This window comes from Brucella lupini (genome assembly GCF_002252535.1).
GTDB classification, from domain to species: domain Bacteria; phylum Pseudomonadota; class Alphaproteobacteria; order Rhizobiales; family Rhizobiaceae; genus Brucella; species Brucella anthropi.
The window spans coordinates 113,641-129,936 of the sequence record NZ_NNRN01000038.1; the positions used below are offsets into that span (position 1 = coordinate 113,641).

A 16,296-nucleotide genomic window follows, 5' to 3' on the forward strand; every position below is an offset into this window, starting at 1 on the left:
ACCGCCGGACGCTCCTTTCAGCGAGCCCGGCGATCGCCGCTAAGGCCGAGGGTAAGAAGCGAGTTTAGAACGCAAACATCAACGCGCGCGCCGAAGGCGGCTGCAGAATGTTCCAAGGATGTTGCGTTTCTGATCGTCATGGAAAAGCTTTTACACGCGCGATTTGTACTGTGCAAGACAGTATTTCATTCAGGCGAAGGGCACCGCGCTGGTTCCCGGCGGCAGCTTGGCCTCATCCTCCGGCTCGACGTGGATCACCACGCGCGCGCTATCGATCTGCTTCTTCAGGGCGTCTTCGATACGGTCGCAAATCACATGGGCATCGCCGACGCTCATTTCCGCCGCAACGACCAGATGAAACTCGATGAAGGTTACACGGCCAGCGATACGGGTCTTCAGGTCATGAACCTCAATGGCACCGCCCGCATTAGCCGAAATGACATCGCGAATGCGCATTTCCTCGGTCGGCTCGACACCGATATCCATCAATCCCTGCACCGAGGAATTGATGACATGCCAGCCCTGCCAGAGAATGTTGATTGCCACCAGAATAGCAAGCAGCGGATCGAGTATGGCCCAACCGGTCACGACCGCACCGACAAGACCGACGAGAACGCCCACGGAGGTGAACACATCGGTCATGATGTGCTTGCCGTCGGCCTCCAGCGCAGGCGAGCGGAACTTGCGACCAGTGCGAATCAACAATGATGCCCACAAGCCGTTTATGACTGCGGCTACCGTGTTGATGCCAAGGCCAAGCCAGGGTTCATCGAGCGTTCGCGGTGATTGAAGCGCAAACCAGGCTTCGCGGAAGATCAAAAGTGCGGCGACCGTAATCAGAACGCCTTCCACAACAGCCGAAATATACTCGGCTTTGTGATGACCGAAGGGATGATTGTCATCGGCGGGCAGATAGCTGACCCGAATGGCCCACCAAGCGCCGATTGCCGCGATCACATTGACGATGGATTCCAGCGCGTCCGAATAAAGGGCCACGGAACCGGTCAATGCATAGGCCAGATATTTCAGACCCATCACACCAAAAGCAACGGGAATAGACCAAGCGGCAAGCCGCCGAACCTTTGCACTCGCGTCCATGATGAACCTTTGAATATCGTTATCTTGTCCCGAAATCGAGACGGGCCTACGCACAGCCCTTCACTCATTTGCTAGAGCGCGATTCGATCTGATTGAATCAGATCGGCGCTCTACGTGTTTGTTTTGAACCGCGCATCTGATCCGAAAACCGTTTCACACTTTTCGGGATACGCTCCAGCGCGCGGGACACATCCACAACGCATCTGGCATATGCAGCAGCAATTCACCGCCGTTCTATACCCCAGAAAAGCAAAACTTCGTACCCCTGTTTTCTCAGTTACGGCATTTAATTTTCTCCTGCAAATGCAAGGCATTACAGTTGCAAATGAGTTGCCAAAGCAGGCAATGGGCAAGCATAGCAAAAGCACAAAAAAGCCAGCCGCAGCGATGGCTGCGGCTGGCTCGAAATCGGAACGAAAAGCGTTCAATCAGTAGTTGGTACGGCGCGCCTTGTTCTTGCCCGCCAGATGCGTCACCACATTCTCGATCATGCGCATTCCGGCATTATGACCAAGGGTCATGATGGATTCCGGATGGAACTGAACGGCGGCAACCGGTTCCTTCTTGTGTTCGAAAGCCATGATGACACCGTCTTCAGTCTCTGCCGTCACCAGGAAATCGTCTGGCAGACGTTCCGGATCGGCGAAGATCGAATGATAGCGCCCGACCGTCACTTCCTTTGGCAGGCCCGAGAATATCCGCTCCGGCTTCGACACGCGAATGCGCGACGGCTTGCCGTGCATCGGAATACGTAACTGGCGCAGCGTACCGCCATAGGCTTCTGCCAGTGCCTGCAATCCAAGACAGACACCGAAGATCGGCAGTTCCCGCTTGCGCGCCTTGTCGATGGTCGCCTTGCAATCGAAATCCTGCGGCGTGCCCGGTCCGGGTGACAGAACCACGAGGTCAGGCTTGACCCTGTCGAACACATCTTCGGCAACAGGCGAACGCACCGTCGAGACCGTAGCGCCGGTCTGGCGGAAATAATTGGCGAGCGTATGCACGAAGGAATCTTCATGATCAACGAGCAAGATCGATATCCCCTCACCCACCTTTGCCGCCACGCGTTCTTCCGCAATTTGATTGCTCTTCTGCGCTTCACGCACAGCCGAGATCATCGCCGATGCCTTCAATTCGGTTTCGGCTTCTTCCTCTTCCGGATTGGAATCGAACAGAAGCGTTGCACCAGCCCGAATTTCGGCCACGCCATCCTTCACGCGGATGGTGCGCAGCGTCAGGCCGGTGTTCATGTCGCCATTGAAGTGCATCATGCCGATGGCGCCGCCATACCATGCGCGCGGGCTACGTTCGTTTTCCTCAAGGAAACGCATCGCCCACAGCTTCGGTGCGCCGGTCACGGTCACAGCCCATGCATGGCTGAGGAACCCGTCGAAAGCATCCATGCCGTCGCGAAGCCGCCCTTCAATATGATCGACCGTATGGATCAGCCGCGAATACATCTCGATCTGACGGCGACCGATGACGCGTACAGAACCCGGCTCGCAGACACGGCTCTTGTCGTTGCGGTCCACGTCCGAGCACATCGTCAGCTCGGATTCATCCTTCTTGGAATTCAGCAGTTTCAGAATCTGTTCCGAATCCGAAATCGCATCTTCGCCGCGCTTGATCGTGCCGGAGATGGGGCAGGTTTCGATACGCCGTCCGTTGACCCGCACGAACATTTCCGGCGATGCGCCGACCAGATATTCGTTGTCACCCAGATTGATGAAGAACGAATAGGGCGACGGATTAATCGTCTTCAACCGGCGGAAGATTTCCGATGGCGCGGTATGGCAGCGCTCATAGAAGGTCTGGCCCGGGACCACTTCAAAGAGGTCGCCGCGCTTGAAGCTTTCCTTGGCGCGCTCTACGAGCTTCGCATATTCGCCCGGATTGTGATCGCCGCGCGCAAGCTTGGCTTCCGATGGTTTGAAGGCCTGTGCAGGCGTTGCCCGTGCGAGACCATGCGTGGATGAGCCACCGCAGGTGAATTCATAACGATCCACCCAGGCACGTGCCGCATAGTGATCGGCCACGAAGATTTCATCGGGGATGAACAGCACCAGATCGCGCTGATCGTCGGGGCGCTTCAACTTGTACTGAACCGGATCGAACTGGAACGCCAGATCGTAACCGAAGGCACCGTAGAGGCCGAGATTGGCGTCTTCCTCAGAGAAGAACAGACCTACAATGGCACGCAGAACGGTGAAGACCGAAGGCATGCGCGAGCGCTCTTCCTCGGTGAAGGTTCCGCTCGGCTCGGCAATGGTCAGCTCGATGCGGTTTTCTTCGGCCTTGTCGACCGTTACTTCGGCAAGAGCCTTTACCGTGTCCAAGATAGGCCGCAGAAGAATGACGCCGCGCGCATTCAGCGCTTCGATGCGCATGGTGCGGGCGCGTGAGGTGATGACCACCGGAGGATCGACGATAGCCGTGTCCCATCGCGTATAGCGGCCCGGATATTCGTAGTTCGACGAAAATACCGCACCACGCCGTTCGTTCAGCGCATCGATATAGGTCTCGATCGCGCCCTTATAGGCCGTGAGGTGACGCACGCGCTCGACGACGATGCCGCCTGCCGTCTCGTGCTGGAATATCTCGCTATCCGCAATCTTCGCATTCATGATCGGCTATCCCAAATCTCAACTGTTTCCGAATATTTCCAGAACCCGGTTTCCCCGCCAGTCTTATTCAAACAGCCAAACAAAAAGGCCGCCCGGATAATCCCAGCGGCCTGTTTTCTAAACGCAAATGCACAAACGCCTGCGTGGCCGCTTTTAGCGGGCCCACCACCAACCGTTGATGACGATATTGCGCGAAATGTTCATGAACGTACTGTTAGCGTTCAATGTGTTCGCTTGCAACCGGAAAATTCAGCCACCCAAATGTGCCACGCAGGCCATCTTCGGGACAAAGTTCTACAGGTCTCGCAAAAGAAAATCCGGACAGTTTGGGGCTGTCCGGATTTCCTCAGAACCGGGATAAACGAAACGGAAGGAATGGGACGATTCCTCCAGTTTCAAACACCCCCTTACCCCATGCCAAAATTTACAGGTGCAATATAACTTTCAGTATGCACACTATCCTTATCACAGGTTGCGCATAATTTACAACCTGTGATTGTTATTTGCATATATGCTTACGTTTAAGCCGAATTCATCCGAGTAGTTCAAAAATTTGTAGGACCACCCAACAAGTTTCATCTTGCGTCGGGGACCGATTTCGGATTGATTTCCGTGGCAACTCAAACACATATGCAAAAATCAAGAACAGAGCCGTCACACATAAGCGGCCATTGGGGACAACTGATGAAGAATCTCGATGCGATGGACAGGAGTATTTTGCGCGCCCTTCAGGAGAACGGGCGTCTGACCAATACCGAACTGGCCGATCGCATAAATCTCTCGCAGACGGCAACTGCCGAACGCGTCAAACGACTGACCCGCGAAGGGTATATTCTCGGCTATTCGGCACGGCTTTCACCCAAGATGCTCGACCGGGCCATGCTGGTCTTTATCGAGATCAAGCTTGATCGCACCACGCCGGAAGTCTTTGAAACCTTCTCGACCTTCACCCGCAACAATCCCGACATTCTGGAATGCCACATGGTTGCGGGCGGCTTCGATTATCTCGTCAAAGCCCGTGTATCCGACATGGATCACTATCGGCGTTTCCTTTCGGAGGCGCTTCTTTCTCTGCCCGGCGTGCGGGAATCGCACACTTACGCCGTGATGGAGGAAGTGAAGGAAACCGCCTATATCGCCGTCTGAACCGGCGACAAGCCCTTCCTGAAGACATCGTTGCTGTCAGCAGAATGGCAGCAACGAACTCCCTACTTTTCACTTCCAACTTGCTATCGCTTATTTACGGGTATATACCCGCAATATGTCACATCCGTGTTTTTGTATCCTTCTGCGCCAGGCAGCCCGCAAGACATCGAGCGTCTATGACAACGCTCTGGCGCCGCTTGGCATCAATGTCGCGCAGTTCAGTACGTTGCGAAAAATCCGTCGTGCGGGTTCCATCTCGCTGACCGAGCTTGCACATCTGTCCGAGCTGGATCGGTCGACCATGGGCCGCAATGCGAAGGTTCTGCAGCGCATGGGGCTGATCGAGCCTGCGGCCAGCGACGACCATCGCGAGACCAGCGTAACGCTGACGGCAGACGGTCGCGATCTTGTGGAACGCGGCGGCCCGCTCTGGGATCAGGCGCAGGAAGAAATCGAAGCCAGGCTGGGAGAGGATGGCGTGGAACAGCTGGAAAGCCTGTTACGCAGCCTCGATTGACCGGAGACCGGTTGTCCCTTGACTGAAAACAATGACCTGAAGCCACGCGCCCGTTATGGAGCGAACGGTTTCGCCATCAAACGTATGGCTGGCCAAAAGCCAGCTTGAAACCAGCTTAAACCCGAAAGCGCCAAAGATGATTTCTGCCCGCCTTGCCAGCTTTCTCGCCCAGAGGAACATCCATTACGGATGGGTCGTCGCCGCCATCACCTTTCTGACCATGCTGGCGACAGCAGCTGCCATGGGGTCTGCGGGTATCCTGATCGAACCGCTCCAGCGTGAATTCGGCTGGACGAATGCGAATATCTCCTTCGCAATGGCGCTTCGCCTCGTTCTTTTCGGCCTGATGGGGCCGTTTGCGGCAGCCTTCATGAACCAGTTCGGCTTGCGTCGTGTGGTTGCAGCCGCTCTCATCATGATTTCACTGGGGCTTGTCGGTTCCATTTTCATGACCGAGGAATGGCAGATGGTTGCGCTCTGGGGCGTGGTGATCGGCCTTGGCACCGGCATGACGGCGCTCGTGCTCGGTGCAACCGTTGCAGCACGCTGGTTCGAAAAGCGGCGCGGTCTGGTCGTCGGCCTGATGACAGCCAGTAATGCCACCGGCCAGCTCGTCTTCATGCCGATCCTTGCCAGTGTCAGCCAGACCATCGGCTGGCGAACGTCGCTCACCATCGTCGTTTGCTTCCTTGTTGCCGCGCTTGTGTTGGTTCTCGCTTTGATGCGTGACCATCCGGCGGATATCGGCTTGAAGCCTTACGGCCGCACAGCGCCGCTCCCGGCACCCGGACCCAGAATGAGCTTCGGCACCATGCTGGCCTCACCCCTCGTCACGTTGCGCGAAGCGTCTTCAACGGCAACTTTCTGGGTCCTGTTCCTGACCTTCTTCGTTTGCGGCTTTTCCACAAACGGCCTGATCCAGACGCACTGGATCACGCTTTGCGGTGATTTCGGAATTGCGCCGGTCGGTGCGGCTGGCATCCTTGCCGTGATCGGCGCATTCGACCTGATCGGCACGATCATGTCCGGCTGGCTTTCCGACCGGTTCGACAATCGCTGGCTTCTGTTCTGGTTCTATGCGCTGCGCGGTCTCTCGCTGATCTATCTGACCTTCACCGACTTCACCGTCTACGAACTGGCATTGTTCGCCGTCTTTTACGGGCTGGACTGGGTGGCGACCGTGCCGCCAACCGTCAAGCTCGCCGCCGAGCGTTTCGGCCCGGAAAAGGCCGGGCTGGTTTTCGGCTGGGTGTTCACCGGCCATCAGATCGGTGCCGCAGCCGCAGCCGCTTTCGCCGGGCTCGTGCGTACCGACTATGACAGCTACACCCCTGCCCTGATCCTCGCCGGTGCCATGTGTTTTGCCGCTGCGGCCATGGTGTTCATCATCAACCGTCCTGCTGCAAGGCCAGTCCTGCAGGCTTCATGATGCCATACGCTTCCTGCCCTTCCTGTTCAGTGCCAGCACGCCGAGACTGATCAGGAAGGCGGCGAGCGTGTCGGTCCAACCGGGCACCTCGCCCAGAAGAACAAGCGCCAGAACCAGAGTGACGACAGGGATCAGTGCTGATAGCGCTGCCCCTGCCGCCGTTCCCAGCAGCACAACGGCACGGTTGAAGGCAAAGACGCCAAAGGCCGAAGTAAGTACGCCCTGATAGAAACCCTGCAGGGCAATATCACCCCAGGATGTCGCGCCAAGCCCCTTGGGCAGGAAGAGCATATAGATCGGCAAATAGACAATTGCCGAGGTGACGGCCGCGATAGCGGTCGCATGCAGCCCGTCCATTCCCTTTCTGCGAAACACCATGACATAAATCGCCCACACGAGTGCCGCGACGAGAAAGAAAAAGTGCCCGAGCATTTCCGGTCCGCCCAGTTGCGACAGACCGGCGATCAGCATGGCGCCGATCAGGATCAGCACGACCCCGGACCAGCGCGACGGCGCAAGACGTTCCTTGAGAAGCGCCATACCCAGAACGGCAACCATTGCTGTCATCAGCCCCGGAATGAGCGCTGCTGCATTGGATGCCGGAGCATATTGCAGACCACAGGTGGTCAGCAGCGCATAGGGAACACCTGCTCCGGAAACCAGAAGCACAAAGCCGAGCGGACCGAGCTTGCGAAAGCCGAACCCTTTCATCAGAACCACCGGCAACAGCACCAGCCCCGCCACGCCGAAACGCAACGCAATGATGTCGAAAGGCGTCAGTGCGGTCTTGAACCCGAAACGGGTCAGGACGAACGAACCGGACCACACGAGAACCCCGGACAGCCCCCAGGCCAGACCGCGTATGGTATCGGAAGTCGAGCTTGTCGGGGTGGTTTCGGTAATTACCGTCATGGTCACTCGCTGCAGGATGAGGGAAGAGCGCAGACTATTGCATCCCTGATATGCGCAAGCGTCACGGATAAGCGAGATATGAGATATTAGAGTTTCTTATGCCGCTCTGCTTCTGGCGTCCTGCGCCACGTCGCAGAACCGTTCGACCAGATGCCGGACCGGACTGTCGGCCCGAAAAACAATATAGACGGTGCGAAACGTCGGCGGATTGAGGCGGCGCGCCCGCAATCCGTGCAGATCGGCCCCCGGCAGACTGATTTCTGACAGAAGCGTCGTGCCGATGCCATGGCGCACCATTTCCAGCACCGTGGCAACGTCGCGGGTGCGCACCTGCTCGCTGCGCATTTCGCCGTCGCCATGAATGATCCTGTCGATAATCATTTCGCAGCCTGCTGCGGCGATCAACTGGCGATCCCGCAGGTCCCCGGCAGTGATTGTGTCGTTGCGCATGAAGGGGTCATCACGCCGTCCCACCACGACAAGTTCTTCACGGCCAACTTCCCGTGCTTCAAGCTCGGGCGTCGGCAGCGATGTAATGCCGAGATCGGCAATACCATCGCGCACCCATAGACTCACATCGTCGTGCCCGCCCTCGAAAGCGCTGAATTCAATGCCGGGATAAAGCCGCTGAAACGTCTTTCGCAGACCGGGCAGAACATATTCAAGCTGACTTGGAATTGCCGCGACGCGCAGCCGTTCGGGCGCGCTGGAAGCACTGCACCGTGCCTGCAGTTCTATCCGGTCGACTGCCGCGAGGGCGGCCTTGGTATCGGCAAGGATCGAATGCCCGAACGCCGTCAGGGCGGCTCCATCGCGCTTTCGCGCCAGCACATCGACCCCGAGGATTTTTTCCAATGTCGCAATCGCCTGACTGGCTCCCGATTGCGTGAGCCGCAAGCGCCGCGCAGCAGCACCGACACTGCCGGTTTCCGCGACAGCTTCAAGCAAACGTAACTGGACCAGACTGATCTTCATCGCTTTGGTTCCGGGCTTCGGTTCCGACTCAATCTTTCAATAATGCGTCGCCCCAGTCGGCGCGACGTGCCCAACGGAACAGATCGCCGTCGCGCTTGGTCAGAAGGCGTTCTTCCGCCCTGCCGTCATCCTTGCAGAGTTTAACCGAAACTTTGCCGCCGCCAACCCGTGTCGGCGCGATAACCCGCGCTTTCACTTCATCGACCGTCTCGCGCACCGCAGCAAGATAGATGAACTTCTCATCCTCCCACGGCACTTCGGCTTCCTTGGTCAGACGATGAATACGCGAGCGCGCAACGCGGCGCGAAAAATGGCACCAGTCAGGGGTGACCAGCGGGCAATCGAGCTGGTGCGGACAAGGCGCTGCAATGTTTGCGCCTTCCGCAATAAGCGCCCGGCGTGCATCGAGAATGCGCTGCCAGCCTGCCGGTGTGCCGGGTTCCACGATCACCAGCATTTGCCGTGCCGACGCCCACAAGCGCTCAATCAGTGCCTGCCGCTTTTCAGGAGCAAGCTCGTCAAGCACATAGGCAATGGTCACGAGATCGGCTTGCGGAAAATCAAGTTTCTCCCGAACCACATCCCCTGCCCGCCAGTCGAGGTCGGAAAATCCGCAATTTTGCGAAAGATCGCTGCCCACAGCTCTGATCGCAGGGCTTGCCTCGATCATCGTTGCCGAATGAAGCATGGGCCAGCATTGCTTTGCCGCCCAAAGGGCGGTTCCCGGTCCTGCACCCACATCGAGCATGGATTGCGGCGCGAAATCGGGACAAACCTCTGCTGCACTGTCCATACTGGCGCGAACCGCCGCATAGGTCGCAGGCAAACGTGCTGCCAGATAGGCCTTCGCGGCAAGATCATCGGAAATATGCATGCGTCCGTCCCGCGTCTCGGCGCGGTAACGGCGTGAAAGCATTTCAGATGCGCGCTTCAGATCGGCCAATGCCACGCCCTCAAGCGCAGCATCCACCGCCTGTCGCAATGAAGCTGGCAGTTCCATTGCCGGTCAGCGCTCCAGAACCTGTTTCACATCGACCAGATTCGAACGGACACGCAGAATGTAGAAACCCATCGTGGTCAGATGCGACGGCGTGAACCATGCATCCGGGCTACCGTTGGAAACGATGAAAGGCTGCATGTCGAGCGCGGCACGCATCTGCTTTTCCATCTCGTCCCACACACCGTCGAGGTGCTTCTCGGCCAGAACGCCGCGGAAATCCGAATGCGCCGCACGCAGCAGGCCGTAATAGGCATAGAGCTGACCATAGGCGAACCAGAAACGGTCATCTGCACGCGTATCGAACCAGCCGGCGTGGTAATTCTCGGCACGGTCCTTGAGGATGGCCGAAGTCGAACCGAGGTCGCTTGCGATACGGTCGACAAACTGGATCAGATTGTCGGCGCGGGCATCGAAGGTAGCCTGACAGTTTTCAAGCCGTCCGTTGAAGGAGCGCAGATCCTTGATCGCCGAACGGTAATAGCTCGGCGTCGGCGTCTTCGGACCGAACGGGCTCAGGCCGAAATACCAGGAATCTTCGGCAAATTGCAGATTGCCACGCGCCTTTTGCAGATCGCCGTCGATCTGCGACGTGCCGCGCAGACGGCCGATATTGTCGACGAGCTCAATCGCGGTACGGCGTACCGCTGCATTGATGCCGCGCTGGAACGACGCCTTATTGTCAAGGAACGGGGTGCGATCCCAGTCCATACCGAAAAGACCGAGCTTGTAGAGCAGCATGGATGAAATCCACGCGTTCTGGTTCACGTTGAAATCGGTGAGATCAGCGGCAACTTCCGCTATCGCCGAGCGTGAGCATTTGCGGGCCGAAGACGGGATTTGTGCCGCCTGAACCGGCTGATTCGCGGGAGCGGCATCGCCAGTCTGATTGGTTTCAGGCGTGGCAGCAGGCTGTTCCACGGGTGTTGCGGTGGACGGCGCTTCAGCCGGTGCGCCCTGCGCCTTTACCTCTTCGCCGGGCGTGGTCGCATCCTGATAGCTGTACTTGGCCGGATAGTCGGGATCGAAATTCGTCCATACCTGAGTCTGCCAGATGAAATAGACGTAAAGACCGCCAAGACCGATCACGACGACCGCAACCGCAACTTTCCACAAAATTCCGAGCCGCAGGAAAAGCCGCCACAAACCGCCGAGCGGAATGGCAATCAGGCGAGCAAGCGCGGCGATGAAACGGCCCAGGAAGGAAAAAACGCCCTTTACTGCATTCCACACTGTAAAAAATCCTTCCTTTTGCCCGAAAATCCGGGCTTTCCATCGCTTCTGCATCGCCCATGGACCTATGCATTACAAGTCCCGTTCGCAAGCAGCCAAACCTGAAAAGGCTTCACGCTCTCAAATAGAGTGTGCTCATCTTTTCGACAACCTGGAACGGTCATCCAACTGATTTTATCCGTCATTTTCCGCTGACAGGGTTGAATCCCGAGGGCCGATCCGTAACATGGCGCCAACTCGCTTCGGCCAAATGCGTGGCAATCCAGCCCGTTTCCCCTTGGCCGACGGTTCCGGAAAATGATGAGTGACAGCAGTTTCAAGTCAGGTGCGAAACGGTTTTCCGCCGGAAACTGCGACCAACGTCGCAATCGAGAACATTTTCGCCGCTGTGGTACTTGAATGGCGCAATCTTTGGTGTTTGCTAAAGCTGGAACCGGAAAAACAATCAATCCGTCAAAACGGCCCGGTAAATGGAGAGAACAATGAAGTCCGTATCGACCTATATGCTTACGCTTGCCTTGGGTGGGCTTGCCACGGGAACGGCAATGCTAAGCGCGCCTGCAACCGGTTTCGCCGCCGAACCTGAAAGCTGCTCGACCGTCCGTTTCTCGGATGTCGGCTGGACTGACATCACTTCGACGACGGCGGTGGCGACAGAAATCCTGAAAGGTCTCGGCTACAAAACCGACATCAAGGTTCTCTCCGTGCCGGTGACCTATGCGTCACTGAGCAAAAAGGATATCGACGTCTTCCTCGGCTATTGGAACCCGTCCATGACCGCCGACCTCCAGCCCTATCTGGACAACAAGACCGTCGAGACGCTGCGCACCAATCTGACCGGCGCGAAATACACGCTTGCCGTGCCAAAATATGCTTATGACGAAGGCCTCAAGGACTTCAAGGATATCGCCACGTTCAAGGACAAGCTCGGCGGCAAGATCTACGGGATCGAGCCGGGAAATGACGGCAACCGCCTGATCCTCGACATGATCAACAAGGATGCCTTCGGCCTCAAGTCATTCGAGCTGGCGGAATCGTCCGAGCAGGGCATGCTGGCGCAGGTCGCTCGCAGCATCAAGAGCAAGGAACCGGTCGTCTTTCTGGCATGGGAGCCACATCCCATGAACAAGCGTTTCGAAATCGCGTATCTCACCGGTGGTGACGATTTCTTCGGCCCCAATCTCGGCGGCGCCAAGGTCGAAACCAACGTTCGCACCGGCTACACGCAGGAATGCCCGAATGTTGGCAAGTTCCTCACCAATCTGGAATTCAAGCTCGATATCGAAAACGACATCATGGGCAAGATTCTCGATGATGGCGAAGAGCCTTCGAAGGCTGCGACCAACTGGCTGAAAGCCAATCCGGGCGCTCTCGACCAGTGGCTCGCCGGTGTAACCACCGTCGACGGCAAGGAAGGCCTGCCCGCCGTAAAGGCGGCACTCGGTCTTTAATCCCGACATGCTGCCGGGCGGTGACAAACGCGGCCCGGCAGTTTCAAGGATGCCCGCACCCTTTCTCTTTGTTTTACGCATTATCCTACGCAAATCGCATCGCACCTTTGCCGGAAATGCTCTAACACGCAGCAGGAGACTTGATCGTTGAACTGGCTGACGGACTACAAGATCCCTGTCGGACCGACCGCCAAATCCGTGGTGGACTGGCTGACGGACAATATGGGCGGCTTTTTCGATACCCTCGCCGCCGTCATGCAGAGCCTCATTGACGGGCTGCTTTTTCTTCTCAAGCTCCCGCACCCTCTGCTTCTCATCGCAATCTTCGCTGTCATCGCGTGGCTGATCCAGCGTCGTATCTCGGTGGTCGTGCTGACCGTGATCGGCTTCCTGTTCATCATCAATCAGGGTTACTGGGATCGAACGCTCGAAACCCTGACCCTCGTTTTGTCAGCTTGCTTTCTCTGCATGGCCATCGGCGTGCCGCTCGGCATCGCCGCAGCCCATCGCCCCGCGCTTTACGCCGCAATGCGTCCTGTGCTCGATCTGATGCAGACCCTGCCGACATTCGTCTACCTGATCCCGGCCATTGTCTTCTTCGGCATCGGTATGGTGCCGGGCCTGCTTGCAACGGCAATCTTCGTTCTGCCTGCGCCGGTGCGATTGACCCACCTCGGCATATCGTCCACACCCTCATCGCTGATCGAAGCGGGTGAAGCGTTCGGTGCGTCGCGTTCTCAGCTCTTGTGGAAGATTGAGCTGCCTTATGCCATGCCGCAAATTCTTGCCGGTCTGACTCAGACAATCATGCTGTCGCTTTCGATGGTGGTCATTGCAGCCCTTGTCGGCGCAGATGGCCTCGGCGTACCGGTTGTCCGGGCGTTGAACTCAGTCAATACCGCACTCGGTTTCGAGGCTGGACTTGTCATCGTCGTGGTCGCCATCGTGCTCGACCGTATCTTCCGCGCCGGACGCGAGAAATAGCATGATCCCGAAAAGTGGAAACCGGTTTTCGGAACAGATCATGCTCCAACAAAGATCAGGAGCACGCGGATGACCATCATCGCACTCGAAGACGTCTGCATCATTTTCGGCAGCAATGTCGATGACGCACTTGCTCTTGCGGATCGCGGCGCCACCCGTTCCCAGATTCAGGCTGAAACCAATCTCGTGCTGGGCGTGCACAACTGCACACTCAACATTGAGGAAGGTGAAATCCTCGTTCTGATGGGGCTGTCAGGCTCGGGCAAATCCACCCTTCTTCGCGCAATCAACCGGCTCAATCCGATTTCGCGCGGGCGCGTTCTCGTACGGGAAGGCGAGCGCGCCATAGATGTCGGCAAGGCCGACCGCGGAACCCTGCGCCATCTGCGCACCGAACTCGTCTCCATGGTGTTCCAGCAGTTCGGCCTGCTGCCTTGGCGTACGGTTGAAGAAAACGTCGCTTTCGGCCTGGAAATTTCCGGTATGGGCAAGGAAGACCGCCTTGCCAAAGCGCGCGACCAGCTTGAACTTGTCGGTCTGCAGGACTGGGCCAAGCGCAAGGTTGGAGAACTTTCCGGCGGCATGCAGCAACGCGTCGGGCTTGCCCGCGCTTTTGCAACCGGCGCACCGATTCTGCTGATGGATGAGCCATTCTCGGCCCTCGATCCGCTGATCCGCACGCGCCTGCAAGACGAGTTGCTGGCCTTCCAGTCACGATTGAAAAAGACCATCGTTTTCGTCAGCCACGATCTCGATGAAGCCATGAAGATCGGCAATCGTATCGCCATCATGGAAGGCGGGCGTATCGTTCAGTGCGGCACGCCGCAGGAGATTCTCCTGCAGCCTGCCGACGACTATGTCGCTGACTTCGTTGCCCATATGAACCCGCTCGGCGTGCTTCGGGCAGGCGACATCATGGTGCCCTTCGATCGCCAAGCGGCGCCACGTCCTTTTGCGGCCACTGCCCGGCGCGAAACGCTGGTACGCGAGTTGATGAATGCGGTGGCAGACAGCAGCGGCGATGTTGGCATCATCGAAAACGGCGCCATCGTCGGCAAGATTGCAGCAGATGACATCGTGCGCGCCCTCGCCTGGCATCAGCAACGCGGAACGTCCAGCTAGAGCGGAATGCGCTTATATTCGTTCGCGCTTTTGCTGGAGATGCTCAAAACAAAAAACCGCACATTTTCATGTGCGGTTTTTTCATTTCAGACTGCATATAGATGTAGATCAGCTATGCGCTGCCTGTCTGGCAGCAGCGCGTGCTTCCACGCGAGCCTTGATGGCATCGACATCCGCACGCGGCGTCGCAGCAAAAAGCTTCTTCGTATAGTCATGCTGCGGATTGTTGAAAACGTCGTCACGCGAGCCGTATTCAACCACCTCACCGAAATACATCACCATCACCTCATCGGCGATGTAGCGTACGACCGAAAGGTCATGGCTGATGAAAACATAGGTGAGACCGAACTCTTCCTGCAGATCAGACAGCAGGTTCAGAACCTGCGCCTGCACGGACAGATCGAGCGCGGAAACCGGCTCGTCGAGAATGAGCAGCTTCGGGTTGAGCATCAGCGCACGCGCAATGGCAATACGCTGGCGCTGGCCACCGGAGAACATATGCGGATAGCGGTTGAAGTGTTCGCGACCGAGGCCGACCTTCAACAACATCTGCATAGCCTTCGCGCGACGCTCCTCGGCTGACATGTTCGTATTCAGCAGCAGAGGTTCAGCCAGAACGTCACCGATCTTCTGGCGCGGATTGAGCGAGCCATACGGGTTCTGGAAAACGATCTGCACCTTCTGGCGCATTTCGGGCGTCAGGCCATCGCGAGCGATATCCACATCCTTACCGCCGATCTTCAGTTCGCCGGATGTCTGCGGGTCGATCATGGTGAGAATGCGGGCCAGCGTGGACTTGCCGCAACCCGATTCACCAACGATCGCCAGCGTCTTGCCTTTTTCGACCTTGAAGCTCACGCCCTTGACGGCATGAACCACTTTCGCCTTGCCGAACAGACCACCGCCAACATGATAATCGCGCTTGATGTCGCGCGCCTCGAGAACAATCTCGCTCATCGCGCTTCTCCCGCACCATTATTTTCAAAGACGAAATCGGAAACCGTCGGAAGACGATCACCGGTCGCATTTTCCGGCAGGGCCGAGAGCAGCGCACGGGTGTAAGGGTGCTTGGGCGCAGAGAACAGCGACAGCACGTCGGCATCCTCCATCTTGTGGCCCTTGTACTGCACGATCACACGGTCCGCCGTTTCAGCCACGACACCCATATCGTGGGTAATCATGATGAGACCCATGCCGTGTTCCACCTGAAGCCGCATCAGAAGATCGAGAATCTGCTTCTGAATCGTAACGTCGAGAGCCGTTGTCGGTTCGTCGGCGATAAGGAGCTTCGGGTTGCACGCAATCGCGATAGCGATCATAACGCGCTGGCACTGGCCACCCGACATCTGATGCGGGAAGCTTTTCAGGCGTTCCGCAGCATCGCGAATGCCGACGAGTTCCAGAAGCTCGATAGCACGCGCACGGCTCGCCGAGCCGTTCATGCCCATATGCTGCTTCAGCACTTCCTCAAGCTGATACCCGACCGTGAAGCACGGGTTTAGGCTGGCAACAGGTTCCTGGAAAATCATCGAAATATCACGACCGATGATCTTGCGGCGCTCCTTGTCGGACATTGCCTGCAAGTCCTTGCCATCGAAGGTCATGGTGTCTGCGGTAACAGTTGCCGTCTTAGGCAGAAGCCCCATGACGGCAAGCATGCCGACCGACTTGCCCGAACCGGACTCGCCGACAATCGCAAGCACTTCGCCTTTGTCGACCCTTATGTCGATCCCGTCGACCGCCCTGAACGGGCCGGTCGAGGTGTCGAAAGAAACCGTGAGGTTCTTGATTTCAAGCAGAGCCATCGA

The 16,296-nt window shown here is 57.4% G+C and carries 15 protein-coding genes; 7 read left to right on the forward strand and 8 right to left on the reverse strand.

What is annotated here, in order from left to right; genetic code table 11:
• Positions 1-189: 189 nt before the first annotated feature.
• A complete protein-coding gene (locus CES86_RS06830) occupies positions 190-1,098 on the reverse strand; it encodes a cation diffusion facilitator family transporter (RefSeq protein ID WP_010659582.1) in 909 nt (302 codons plus the stop codon).
• Positions 1,099-1,212: 114 nt separating this feature from the next.
• Between CES86_RS06830 and CES86_RS27125 the strand changes: the two genes are divergently transcribed.
• On the forward strand, positions 1,213-1,533 hold the full coding sequence (locus CES86_RS27125) for a hypothetical protein (RefSeq protein WP_125334467.1): 321 nt from the start codon (positions 1,213-1,215) through the stop codon (positions 1,531-1,533).
• Here CES86_RS27125 and CES86_RS06840 read toward each other — a convergent pair.
• Positions 1,527-3,722, reverse strand: coding sequence for an anthranilate synthase component I (locus CES86_RS06840; protein ID WP_094514002.1), 2,196 nt, complete (start codon positions 3,720-3,722; stop codon positions 1,527-1,529). The two genes, CES86_RS27125 and CES86_RS06840, sit on opposite strands and share 7 nt — an antisense overlap.
• Positions 3,723-4,406: 684 nt before the next feature.
• On the opposite strand from CES86_RS06840, the gene CES86_RS06850 reads away from it, so the two are divergent.
• The 3 genes from CES86_RS06850 to CES86_RS06860 all read left to right on the forward strand — a co-directional run bounded on the left by CES86_RS06850 (position 4,407) and on the right by CES86_RS06860 (position 6,814).
• Positions 4,407-4,868, forward strand: a complete 462-nt coding sequence (locus tag CES86_RS06850; protein ID WP_006472719.1) for an Lrp/AsnC ligand binding domain-containing protein — start codon at positions 4,407-4,409, stop codon at positions 4,866-4,868.
• Positions 4,869-4,983: 115 nt separating this feature from the next.
• Positions 4,984-5,385, forward strand: a complete 402-nt coding sequence (locus CES86_RS06855) for a MarR family winged helix-turn-helix transcriptional regulator (RefSeq protein ID WP_012091638.1) — start codon at positions 4,984-4,986, stop codon at positions 5,383-5,385.
• 136 nt (positions 5,386-5,521) lie between these two features.
• Complete coding sequence (locus tag CES86_RS06860; RefSeq protein WP_010659578.1) at positions 5,522-6,814, forward strand: MFS transporter; 1,293 nt, start codon at positions 5,522-5,524, stop codon at positions 6,812-6,814.
• On the opposite strand, the gene CES86_RS06865 is transcribed toward CES86_RS06860, so the two are convergent.
• From CES86_RS06865 to CES86_RS06880, 4 genes are all read right to left on the reverse strand, one after another.
• On the reverse strand, positions 6,809-7,726 hold the full coding sequence (locus tag CES86_RS06865; RefSeq protein WP_094514003.1) for a DMT family transporter: 918 nt from the start codon (positions 7,724-7,726) through the stop codon (positions 6,809-6,811). The genes CES86_RS06860 and CES86_RS06865 overlap by 6 nt on opposite strands.
• Positions 7,727-7,822: 96 nt before the next feature.
• Entirely contained in the window at positions 7,823-8,701 is an 879-nt protein-coding gene (locus CES86_RS06870; protein ID WP_010659576.1) for a LysR family transcriptional regulator, read from the reverse strand.
• 28 nt (positions 8,702-8,729) lie between these two features.
• Positions 8,730-9,701: a small ribosomal subunit Rsm22 family protein gene (locus CES86_RS06875; protein ID WP_010659575.1), complete on the reverse strand. Its 972-nt coding sequence runs from the start codon at positions 9,699-9,701 to the stop codon at positions 8,730-8,732.
• Positions 9,702-9,707: 6 nt separating this feature from the next.
• Positions 9,708-10,985, reverse strand: a complete 1,278-nt coding sequence (locus tag CES86_RS06880; protein ID WP_010659574.1) for a DUF2333 family protein — start codon at positions 10,983-10,985, stop codon at positions 9,708-9,710.
• 428 nt (positions 10,986-11,413) lie between these two features.
• Here CES86_RS06880 and CES86_RS06885 point away from each other — a divergent pair, with 428 nt between their 5' ends.
• The 3 genes from CES86_RS06885 (at position 11,414) to choV (ending at position 14,488) form a co-directional block, all read left to right on the forward strand.
• A complete protein-coding gene (locus tag CES86_RS06885; protein WP_010659573.1) occupies positions 11,414-12,382 on the forward strand; it encodes a choline ABC transporter substrate-binding protein in 969 nt (322 codons plus the stop codon).
• A 147-nt stretch (positions 12,383-12,529) separates the two neighbouring features.
• Positions 12,530-13,366 (forward strand): choline ABC transporter permease subunit, encoded by an 837-nt coding sequence (gene choW / locus CES86_RS06890; RefSeq protein ID WP_012091632.1) that lies wholly within the window; start codon positions 12,530-12,532, stop codon positions 13,364-13,366.
• A 69-nt stretch (positions 13,367-13,435) separates the two neighbouring features.
• Positions 13,436-14,488 carry a choline ABC transporter ATP-binding protein gene (choV, locus tag CES86_RS06895; RefSeq protein ID WP_010659571.1) on the forward strand — a complete coding sequence of 351 codons (1,053 nt, stop codon included), beginning with the start codon at positions 13,436-13,438 and terminating at the stop codon, positions 14,486-14,488.
• 108 nt (positions 14,489-14,596) lie between these two features.
• On the opposite strand, the gene CES86_RS06900 is transcribed toward choV, so the two are convergent.
• Together CES86_RS06900 and CES86_RS06905 are read right to left on the reverse strand one after the other, a co-directional pair.
• Positions 14,597-15,445 (reverse strand): dipeptide ABC transporter ATP-binding protein, encoded by an 849-nt coding sequence (locus tag CES86_RS06900; protein WP_010659570.1) that lies wholly within the window; start codon positions 15,443-15,445, stop codon positions 14,597-14,599.
• The gene (locus CES86_RS06905) at positions 15,442-16,293 is read right to left on the reverse strand and encodes an ABC transporter ATP-binding protein (RefSeq protein WP_010659569.1); all 852 of its coding nucleotides are present in this window, start codon (positions 16,291-16,293) and stop codon (positions 15,442-15,444) included. The genes CES86_RS06900 and CES86_RS06905 overlap by 4 nt, the downstream gene beginning before the upstream one ends.
• Between the last annotated feature and the right edge of the window lie 3 nt (positions 16,294-16,296).